Raw genomic sequence first — 8,714 nt, forward strand, 5'->3', positions numbered from 1 at the left:
CGCAAAACGTCGATTAGCCGAAGGAACAAGCGCCTCATTCTGGACTTATCGGCCTTTCCAGCGCACTTTCCGCACAATTTCGCGCGGGCCACCGCGTGCATAAGAACGGGAGCGTGGGGAACATGGCGAGCCGCTATCAAGAAGTCTACCAGTCCTGGCGCACCGATCCGCAGGCCTTCTGGGCCGAGGCCGCCAAGGCCGTCGACTGGATCAAACCGCCGACCGTCGCATTCGACCCGAACGCCGGGGTCTATGGCCGCTGGTTCCCGGATGGCACGCTGAACACCTGCTATAACGCCGTCGACCGCCATGTGAAGAACGGCCGCGCCCAGCAGCCGGCGATCATCTATGACAGCCCCGTCACCGGCATCAAGCGCACCTACACCTATGAGCAATTGCTGGCCGAGGTGAACGCCCTCGCTTCCGTGCTCAAGGATTTCGGCGTGACCAAGGGCGACCGCGTGCTGGTCTATATGCCGATGATCCCCGAGGCGGTGATCGGCGTACTGGCCTGCGCCCGTATCGGCGCCATCCATTCGGTCGTGTTCGGCGGTTTTGCCGCCAAGGAGCTCGCGACCCGCATCAACGATTCCGAACCCAAGGTGATCCTCAGCGCCTCCTGCGGCATCGAGCCCAGCCGCGTCGTGAAATACAAGCCGCTGCTCGACGAGGCGATCAGCCTGGCCGCGGTCAAGCCGGAAAAGGTGCTGCTGTTGCAGCGCCCGCAGGAAAAGGCCGAGATGATCGGCGGCCGCGACTTCGACTGGGGCGATCTGGTTGTGGCCGCGCTGGCCGAGCGCCGCACGGTCGAGCCGGTCGAGATGAAGGCGACCGATCCGCTCTATATCCTCTATACCTCCGGCACCACCGGCGTTCCGAAGGGCGTGGTGCGCGACAATGGCGGCCACGCCGTCGCCTTGACCTGGACCATGAAGAACCTCTACGGCATCGAGCCCGGCGAAGTGTTCTGGGCGGCCTCGGATGTCGGCTGGGTGGTCGGCCATTCCTATATTCTCTACGGCCAGCTGCTCTATGGCGCGACCACATTGGTCTATGAGGGCAAGCCGGTCGGCACGCCCGATCCGGGCGCCTTCTGGCGCGTGATCGAGGAATACAAGATTTCGGCGCTGTTCACCGCGCCGACCGCCTTGCGCGCGGTGCGCAAGGAAGATCCAAACGCGGAATATCTCAAGAAATACAATGTGAAGTCCATGCGGACCCTGTTCCTGGCCGGCGAGCGCGCCGATCCGGACACGGTCGCCTGGGCCGAGCAGGTCCTTGGCGTGCCGGTGATCGACCATTGGTGGCAGACCGAAACCGGCTGGGCCATCGCGGGCAATCCGGTCGGCCTTGGCGCGCTGCCGGTCAAGCACGGCTCGCCGACCGCCGCCATGCCCGGCTATGACGTGCAGATCGTCGACGAGGCCGCCCATCCGGTTCCCGCCGGCAAGATGGGCTCGATCGTGGTCAAGCTGCCGCTGCCTCCCGGCTGCCTGCCAACCCTGTGGAAGCAGGACGAGCGGATGAAGGAGAGCTATCTCGTCGACTTCCCCGGCTTCTACAAGACCGCCGACGCCGGCTTTATCGACGAGGACGGCTATCTCTACATCATGGGCCGCACCGACGACATCATCAATGTCGCCGGCCATCGCCTCTCGACCGGAGGCATGGAAGAGGTTCTGGCGTCCCACCCGGATGTCGCGGAATGCGCCGTGATCGGCGTCAAGGACGAGTTGAAGGGCGAGCAGCCCTGCGGCTTCGTGGTGCTGAAATCGGGCGTGACCCGCTCGCCGCTCGACATCGAGAAGGAACTGGTCAAGCTGGTGCGCGACAAGATCGGCCCGGTCGCCGCCTTCAAGATCGCCATCACCGTCGCTCGCCTGCCCAAGACCCGTTCGGGCAAGATCCTGCGCGGCACGATGAAGAAGATCGCCGACGGCGATCCGTGGACCATGCCGGCCACCATCGACGATCCGGCCATCATGGACGAGATCATGGCGGCGCTGGAGAACAAGGGTTTCTGAACCCGGCGAAAGCCCTGACGTCACAAATCCCGGCGACTTCGCCGGGATTTGTTTGTTTTATAGCATTATTTCAATTGGTTAGATGGAGGCCATATTCCTCCAACCTTAGCGAAATCGGGCAGGATTCATTAGCGTCCAGGCCATATGACAGGACCGTCTCACCGGAATCAGCGAGCGGACCTTATGCCATTGCGAGTCGTCAGGGCCCTGGATCAAATCCCCGAACTCTGCGCGTCGATCGCGCGCCACGGCCGGATTCGTCCCGACGATGTGCGCCGGCTGAACGAATTCAGCCCGCGCCGGCTCGGCCTGACCATCGGCGAGGCGGAGGCGGTGTTCGCTCTGGCGTGCGCGGGCCATCCGGCCTGCGCGGAATGGAACGATTATTTCGCCGACGCCATGGGCCATTGGTTCGTCGAAACCTTTTCGCCGGACCAGACGCCGATCGAGGCCGCCTCCCGCCTGATCGACTGGCTCGGCGGCGCCCAGGCGCGTCTCGACGCCGCCCGCATGCGTATGCTGGCGCGCGTGCTGGAGACCGCGCCGGGCTGTCCGGAGGAATTGCTGGCCTTCGCCCGGCAGTGCCTCTTGCGGGCGATGACCCGCGACGCCGACGAAGAGGTCGCGGCCGGAGTCGCCTGAGGCAAACAAAACCCCGCCGCCGGAAACCGGGGGCGGGGCTAGCTGGACCGCGAGAAACCCTCAGCCGCCCATCTTGGCGACGAGCGCGTCGGAAATTTCGAAATTGGCGTAGACGTTCTGCACGTCGTCATTGTCTTCGAGCGAGCCGATCAGCTTCAAAATCTTTTCGCCAGCCTCGTCATCGACCGCAATGGTGTTCTGCGGCCGCCAGATCAGCTTGGACTTTTTCGGCTCCCCGAACTTGGCTTCGAGCGCCTTGGAGACATCGACCAGACCTTCCAGCGAGGTGGTGATCTCGTGGCCTTCCTCGGTGGTGGCGACGTCGTCGGCGCCGGCCTCGAGGGCCGCCTCCATCATGGCGTCCTCGCTGGCGACCTTGGCCTCATATTCGATCTGGCCGACATGGTCGAACATGAACGAGACCGCGCCGGTTTCCGCCAAAGCCCCGCCGGCCTTGGTGAAATAGGAGCGCACTTCACCCGCGGTGCGGTTGCGGTTGTCGGTTAGCGCCTCGACAATGACGGCGACGCCGCCCGGGGCATAGCCCTCGTAGCGCACTTCGTCATAATTCTCGCTGTCGCCGCCGGAAGCCTTCTTGATCGCGCGCTCGATATTGTCCTTGGGCATGTTTTCGGCGCGCGCCTCCAGCACGGCGAGGCGCAGGCGCGGATTCATCGCCGGATCGGGCATGCCCATTTTCGCCGCCACGGTGATTTCGCGCGCCAGCTTGGAGAAGAGCTTGGAGCGGATCGCGTCCTGCTTGCCCTTCTTGTGCATGATATTCTTGAACTGACTATGCCCGGCCATCCCTGATCCCTGCTGAAATGCGCCCGCCGCGTCTTTACGAATGTATGACGGCGAGCGAAAAATTCGACGGCGCCTTATAAACGCGCGCCCGCCGCCTGAAAAGATGGGCTTTCCTCTCAGAGGCGCAGAATCGCCGCGCGCGCGAAAAAACACCGCAGGACCGCCGCATGATCGTCCAGAAAGAACTCAATGTCCCGACCATGCTGTTCACCCTGCGCGGCACGGTCGTTCCGCGCATCTGGCTGCATATCCTGCTGATCGCGGCGCTCGCCGTCGCCGTCACCGCCGCCGACGCCTGGCGCCCCGGGTTGCTGCCGGAAATCTCGCTCGCGCCATTCAGCCTGATCGGCCTGGTGCTGTCGATCTTCCTCGGCTTCCGCAACAATGTCTGTTACGAGCGCTGGTGGGAAGGCCGCAAGCAATGGGGCCAGGCGATCAGCTGCGCCCGGGCGCTGGCCCGCGACATTCCCGCCTTCCTGCCCAACGACCGCCCGCGCCAGATCCGCATCCTGCGCCGCGTCGCCGGTTTCGCCGCCGGTCTTGCGGCGCGGCTGCGCGAGCGCGACGAAAGCGCGGCGCTGGCGCCCTGGCTGCCGGCGCCGGAAGCCGAAGCCCTGCCCGGCTTGCGCAACCGTCCGGGCGCGGCGCTCTCGGGCGCCACGCGCGAGCTCGCCGAGGCCTGGCGCGAGGGCGCTTTCGGCGAGATCACGCTTCAAGCGCTGGCCGCCCATGTCGATGGGCTCAGCGCCGTCCAGACCGCCTGCGAACGCATCGCCACCACGCCGACGCCCTTTTCCTATTCGCTGCTGCTGCACCGGACCTGCTGGATCTTCTGCCTGCTCGCGCCCTTCGGCCTGGTCGGCGCTTTGGGCTGGCTGACGCCCTTTTTCGCGGTGCTGCTGGCCTATGCCTTTTTCGGCCTCGACGCGCTCGGCGACGAATTGGAGCTGCCGTTCGGGCTGATGCCCAATCATCTGCCGCTCGACGCCCTTGTGCGCGCCATCGAGATCGAAATCGCCGAGGCCACCGGCGAGCCGCCACCGGAGCCGCTCGCGCCGGTCAGCGGACGGCTGACTTGAACAATTCGGCGCCTTCGGGAACCGCCTGCGACAGACCACCGCCGAGCCGCACCGGCGCGACGCGCTTCGCCAGACCATCTCCGCCGGTCTCGACGAACAGGCCGCACAAGGTCGCCGGCCCGTCGGCCGGCTCGAAGCGCGAGCCCGGCGTCTTGCGGGTGAAACGGCGGATCGGCTCCTCCTTGTCCATGCCGATGACCGAGTCGTAATCCCCGGTCATGCCGGCGTCGCTCTGGAACCCGGTGCCATGCGGCAGGATGCGCCAGTCGGCGGTCGGGACATGGGTATGCGTGCCGACGGCCAGCGAAACACGGCCGTCGCAGAAATGGGCCATGGCCTGTTTCTCGCTGGAGGCCTCGGCGTGGATGTCGAGAATGGCGGCGTCGCAGGCGAGGCCGAGCGGACAGGCCGCCAGCTCCTTCTCAACCGCAGCGAAGGGATCGTCGAGCGCGTCCATGAACACCCGGCCCATCACGCTCATCACCAGCACGCGGTCGCCCCTGGCGGTCTCGTAAAGCCAGGCGCCGCGCCCCGGCGTGCCGGCGGGATAATTCATCGGCCGCAGCACATGCGGCGCGCGCTCGATGAAAACAAGCGCTTCGCGCTGGTCGAAACTGTGATTGCCGAGCGTGACGCAATCCACGCCATGACCGAGAAATTCCTGCGCGATCGCCTCGGTGATGCCGAAACCGCCGGCGGCGTTCTCGCCATTGGCGACGACGAAATCCAGCGCCAGTTCGCGGCGCAAAGCGGGAACATGTTCGGCGATCGCCGCGCGGCCGGCGCGTCCGATCACGTCGCCGATGAAGAGAAGACGCATGCGGGATCCGTGAAGGTCAGAACTTCCTTCTCCGTTACCACGAAATCCAGCCCCTCGTCGTGCTTTTCGCGCGGGACTTTCGCGACTTGCTGACAGGAAAAGGCCAGCCCGCCAGCCGCGACCGGGAAGCCGCTCCCGCGAAGATGCGCCAGAGTGGCGTCGTAATAGCCGCCGCCGAAACCCAGCCGCGTCCCTTCGGCGTCGAAACCGAGCAGCGGGAGGAACAGGATTTTCGGCGCCATGTCGCGCGCGCTCGCGACCGGCTCACGCAGGCCGAACCGGCCCGGCGCCAGTGCGTCGCCCGGCCGCCACAGGCGGAAGGTCAAAGGCGTCGCCTTGACGCCGGCGACCGGCAGCAGGGTCGGGAAGCCGCGTGCGGCGAGCGCGGCGAGCAGAGGCGCGCAATCCAGCTCGCCGGGCAAAGCGGCGTAGAGCGCGACGGGCGTCGCGGCAGGGTCCAAGGCTTTTTCCAGCAGAAAGGCCAAAGCCTTGTCCGCGAGCCCCTGCCCGGCCTGAGCCGCCTCGGCGGCAGGAAGCGCGTCGCGCACGGCGCGGAGTTTTACGCGCAAGGACGCCTTCTCAACCGCGCCCCCTCTCCCCGCAATCGGGGCGAGGGGACAAAAGGGTGCGGGCCGCAAAAGCCGTGGGTCACGATCCCGGGAACCTACAAAGTAGGTGGGCGCCATGTGCCTAAGTCCACGGACGAAGACAGGGACAGCTCCCGTTGGAATCGTAAGGCCCCGGGGAATTAGCCACACGCACCCCGCAGCGCCGCTCCGTCAATTTAGGGCGTCGCGGCCGCCGGCGCCAGTGGTTTCGGCAAGAAAGACGCGTCAGCCTGCCGCCCGCGCCGACAACCAAGATTCAACCGCCCCGGCCGCCTCGCGCCACAACCCGTCGAGCATCATGGCGTGCGGCTGGCCGGGCAGAATTTGCGCCTCCGCCTTGTAGCGCCGCGCGGTCTCCAGCACGTCGCGCGGCGGAATCACGACATCCTTCTCGCCGCCGAGCACGAGCAGGGGCGTCCTGACCTTAGCGGGGTCGATCAGGTTCGGCAGGGTCATGTCGTACAAGGCGCGATAGGATTCGTCATCGGCGCGCCGCATCAGCCGGACGATCTCGGCGTCCGAGGTGGCAGGCGAGAAGAAAAACTCGCGGCACAATTCCGGCGTGTCGAACAGGCTCTTGGTGTTCATCGAAAAATTGGCCTGCAGCCAGCGCAAAGGGTGCCGGCGCATGGCGTCCATGAACGAAGAGGACATGCCGTGCGGCGGCATCGAGGCGAACAGGATCGCGCCGGCCGCTTCATACTGTTCCAGATATTTCTGCACCACGCCGCCGCCCATCGAATGGCCGGTCAGCACGGGCGGCGCCGACAGGCTTGCGACGACTTCTGCGACATCGGCGACATAATCCGCCATGCCCGCCCAAGGCAGCGCGCCGCGCGATGCGCCGTGCCCGCGCAGGCTGACGGCGTAAGCCGGATAGCCCCGCTCGGCGAAGAACGGCAGGAAATATTCGTCCCAGCACCAGGCGGCGAGCCAGGCGCCGTGGACGAACAAAAGCGGCGGCTTGCCGGTCGCCTGTTCAGGCAATCGGCTCAAAACTTCCAATGTCATGGCGGATTCCGCGCAGAAAGGAAAAAGCCCGCTGAAACAGCGGGCTTTTGGGTCAGTTGTCGAGGAACGAGCGCAGCTTGCGGCTGCGCGAGGGGTGCTTCAGCTTGCGCAGAGCCTTGGCCTCGATCTGGCGGATACGTTCGCGCGTCACCGAGAACTGCTGGCCGACTTCCTCCAGCGTGTGATCGGTGTTCATGCCGATGCCGAAACGCATGCGCAGCACGCGCTCCTCGCGCGGCGTCAGCGAGGCCAGCACGCGCGTCGTCGTCTCGCGCAGATTGCTCTGGATCGCGGCGTCGATCGGCAGGATCGCGTTCTTGTCCTCGATGAAATCGCCGAGATGCGAATCCTCCTCGTCGCCGATCGGCGTTTCGAGCGAGATCGGCTCCTTGGCGATCTTCAGCACCTTGCGCACCTTTTCCAGCGGCATGGCGAGCTTCTCGGCCAGCTCTTCCGGGGTCGGCTCGCGGCCGATCTCGTGCAGCATCTGGCGCGAGGTGCGCACGATCTTGTTGATCGTCTCGATCATATGGACCGGGATGCGGATCGTGCGCGCCTGATCCGCGATCGAACGCGTGATTGCCTGACGAATCCACCAGGTCGCATAGGTCGAGAATTTATAGCCGCGCCGATATTCGAATTTATCGACCGCCTTCATCAGACCGATATTGCCCTCCTGGATCAGGTCCAGGAACTGCAAGCCGCGATTGGTGTATTTCTTGGCGATGGAAATCACGAGACGCAGGTTCGCCTCGACCATTTCCTTCTTGGCCTGACGAGCCTCGCGCTCGCCCTTCTGCACCATATGGACGATCTTGCGGAATTCGAGAATTTCGAGTCCCGTTTCGGTCGCCAGCGCATGAATTTCGCCGCGCAGGTCGTGAATGTCGTCCTTGCCGTTGGCGACAAATTCCTTCCAGCCGCGCCCGCCAAGCTTCGACACCCGCAGCACCCATTTCGGGTCGAGTTCGGCGTTGTGGTAGTTCTTGAGGAAGTCCTCGCGCGCCACGCCATAGCCTTCCGCGAGCCGCAGAAGCCTGGTTTCCAGCCCGATCAGCCGGCGGTTGATGTCGTAGAGCTGCTCGACCAGGGCGTCGATGCGGTTCTGGTTCAGCGAGAGCGACTTGACGTCGGTGACGATCTCTTTCTTGAGCGTCTTGTACTTGCGCTCCTGCGCCGGGGTCAGCGCCTCGTTCTTGAGCTTGTTCTCGACATTCTGGTCCTGCAGCCGCCGCAGCTTCTTGTAAGCGTCGGCGACGCGGTCGAAGGTTTCGAGCACCTTCGGCTTCAGCTCGGTCTCCATGGCGGAGAGCGAAACCGAATTGTCGAGATCGTCGTCTTCCTCGAAGGCGTCTTCCGGGACCGGCGGCTCGTCGAGCCCGGCCGGCGGATTGCGCGGCGCGGTGGAGGGCGCCTCGCTCTCGGCTTCGGCCGCCGGAGCGCCTTCCGCCTCGCCTTCGCCCTCGCCGTCCTCGGCGCTCGGATTATTGCGGTCCGGTCCGGAATAAGTGGCTTCGAGATCGATGATCTCGCGCAGCAGCACCTTGTTCTCGACCAGTTCGTCGCGCCAGATGATGATGGCCTGGAAGGTCAGCGGGCTCTCGCACAGACCGGCGATCATCGCCTCGCGCCCGGCCTCGATGCGCTTGGCGATGGCGATTTCGCCCTCGCGCGACAGCAGTTCGACCGAGCCCATCTCGCGCAGATACATGCGCACGGGGTC

General features: G+C 65.2%; 8 protein-coding genes and 1 other RNA gene. 3 read left to right on the forward strand and 6 right to left on the reverse strand.

The features are described 5' to 3' along the window. The first annotated feature begins 122 nt into the window (after positions 1-122). Positions 123-2,024 (forward strand): propionyl-CoA synthetase, encoded by a 1,902-nt coding sequence (locus ACE3S9_RS10380; RefSeq protein ID WP_374546384.1) that lies wholly within the window; start codon positions 123-125, stop codon positions 2,022-2,024. Positions 2,025-2,213: 189 nt separating this feature from the next. After that, positions 2,214-2,666, forward strand: a complete 453-nt coding sequence (locus tag ACE3S9_RS10385) for a hypothetical protein (RefSeq protein WP_374546385.1) — start codon at positions 2,214-2,216, stop codon at positions 2,664-2,666. Positions 2,667-2,726: 60 nt separating this feature from the next. Here ACE3S9_RS10385 and ACE3S9_RS10390 read toward each other — a convergent pair whose 3' ends face one another. Continuing rightward, on the reverse strand, positions 2,727-3,473 hold the full coding sequence (locus ACE3S9_RS10390; protein ID WP_374546386.1) for a YebC/PmpR family DNA-binding transcriptional regulator: 747 nt from the start codon (positions 3,471-3,473) through the stop codon (positions 2,727-2,729). Positions 3,474-3,640: 167 nt separating this feature from the next. On the opposite strand from ACE3S9_RS10390, the gene ACE3S9_RS10395 reads away from it, so the two are divergent. Next, positions 3,641-4,552, forward strand: coding sequence for a bestrophin family protein (locus ACE3S9_RS10395; RefSeq protein ID WP_374546387.1), 912 nt, complete (start codon positions 3,641-3,643; stop codon positions 4,550-4,552). Here ACE3S9_RS10395 and ACE3S9_RS10400 read toward each other — a convergent pair. The 5 genes from ACE3S9_RS10400 to rpoD all read right to left on the reverse strand — a co-directional run. Beyond that, the gene (locus ACE3S9_RS10400; protein ID WP_374546388.1) at positions 4,533-5,372 is read right to left on the reverse strand and encodes a YmdB family metallophosphoesterase; all 840 of its coding nucleotides are present in this window, start codon (positions 5,370-5,372) and stop codon (positions 4,533-4,535) included. The genes ACE3S9_RS10395 and ACE3S9_RS10400 overlap by 20 nt on opposite strands. After that, complete coding sequence (locus ACE3S9_RS10405; RefSeq protein WP_374546389.1) at positions 5,345-5,941, reverse strand: 5-formyltetrahydrofolate cyclo-ligase; 597 nt, start codon at positions 5,939-5,941, stop codon at positions 5,345-5,347. Before ACE3S9_RS10405 ends, ACE3S9_RS10400 begins: the two co-directional genes overlap by 28 nt. 57 nt (positions 5,942-5,998) lie before the next feature. Further along, positions 5,999-6,147: non-coding RNA, 6S RNA (ssrS, locus tag ACE3S9_RS10410), on the reverse strand. Between the two features lie 58 nt (positions 6,148-6,205). Beyond that, positions 6,206-6,991, reverse strand: a complete 786-nt coding sequence (locus ACE3S9_RS10415) for an alpha/beta hydrolase (RefSeq protein ID WP_374546390.1) — start codon at positions 6,989-6,991, stop codon at positions 6,206-6,208. A 52-nt stretch (positions 6,992-7,043) separates the two neighbouring features. After that, positions 7,044-8,714, reverse strand: a 1,671-nt coding sequence (gene rpoD / locus ACE3S9_RS10420; RefSeq protein ID WP_374546391.1) for an RNA polymerase sigma factor RpoD, incomplete at its 5' end; no start/stop codon positions are given.

The sequence above is a fragment of the Rhodoblastus sp. genome (assembly GCF_041915505.1).
Lineage (GTDB): Bacteria > Pseudomonadota > Alphaproteobacteria > Rhizobiales > Beijerinckiaceae > Rhodoblastus.